We start from the raw sequence: 1,277 nt of genomic DNA on the forward strand, positions 1-1,277 counted from the left end.
TCTTTGATCATGAAAAATTCCCCTCTCGTAATCATGAACCATAGCTCCTCTCATTGACACTATGGTTCTATTGTAAGTGGGGAATTTTATTCCGGCTATATTGGGGATTTTATCATCGGCTTTAACATTTTTCTTTTCTATAGTCATACCTGCAGTGGCTCCACGTTAATCTCATTTGCATGGTTATGCTAATAGGCTATAATCGGCCCATTCTGAAAAATCAACCTAGTTTCACCATTAGAACGGTGAAAAGAAACTCTTTGTTTTTAACCATACTTTAATTGCATCAAGAGCTGCAATTACTCTTTTTCTGTTTGTTTTATAACTGTACTTTTTATTATAGGCATAATTCATGATGTTATTAATTGTTTCATAGTATTTATTTGTATGCAATCTTCTATGCAGCCCTGTTTTAATGCTAATTAAGTTTTGAGGATTATTTACATTGAGACCGACCTTGCTCAATACATTACGAGCTGGTTGTGCTTTTTTGGCCTTTTGTGCGACTATATGATGTAACTCATATTTAGATCTATAGTTCGGTTTTGTTTTTACTCTAGCAAAACTTTGATCAATTAATTCTCCCACAGCATCAAGTGCCTTAATTGCATAATAAACTAACGCAGTGCCTAAAACTGCCACTGCCGCAGCATAAGCTGCAGGAATGAGCATGGCAAATTGCCCATCAGGATCTATATTCACTACAGGGTTATTATTAGCATAAGCATATTGATTCAAACTCTGCGGATCATCCTCAAACCCATGGAACGTATCCCTTGTAATAAACCGACCAATGTTCGCATCATAATAACGTGCCATGAGATAGTATAATCCAGTTTCTTCATCATAACGATAACCAGCATAACGATATGGGTTAGACGAAGCCATCGTGCCTGTTTGCGAAATAATATTTCCCCAAGCATCATACTGATACTGTGCCACAACATTACCATTTGCATCGGTTAATGCCGTGACATCACCGTGACCATTTATATGGTAGTAATAAGTTACCCCACCCTTGGTCATTGTAACTGGGTTTCCTTGGTAATCCCACGTATACTCCGCCACGATGTTATTGTTGGCATCTGTTTCATATAGCACTTGGTTCGAGTCACCATCATAGTGATAATAGATGGTTCCGCTTGATGTTGTTTTGCTGATGCGTCTTCCAAGCTGATCGTACGTGAAAGACGCGATGGTTGTACCAGATACATTTTTTACTTCAATGAGACGGTTGTCATCATCGTACACAAATGTCTTATTGCCGTTGTTCGTTA

Annotated in this window: 1 protein-coding gene; it reads right to left on the reverse strand. The window is 38.1% G+C overall.

All coding sequences use genetic code 11. The features are described 5' to 3' along the window. Positions 1-237: 237 nt before the first annotated feature. Positions 238-1,277, reverse strand: a 1,040-nt coding sequence (locus tag ACTVDO_RS17310) for an RHS repeat-associated core domain-containing protein (RefSeq protein WP_442901954.1), incomplete at its 5' end; no start/stop codon positions are given.

Origin of the sequence: Geobacillus sp. BK01, from assembly GCF_052220245.1 — a bacterium.
Taxonomy (GTDB): domain Bacteria; phylum Bacillota; class Bacilli; order Bacillales; family Anoxybacillaceae; genus Geobacillus.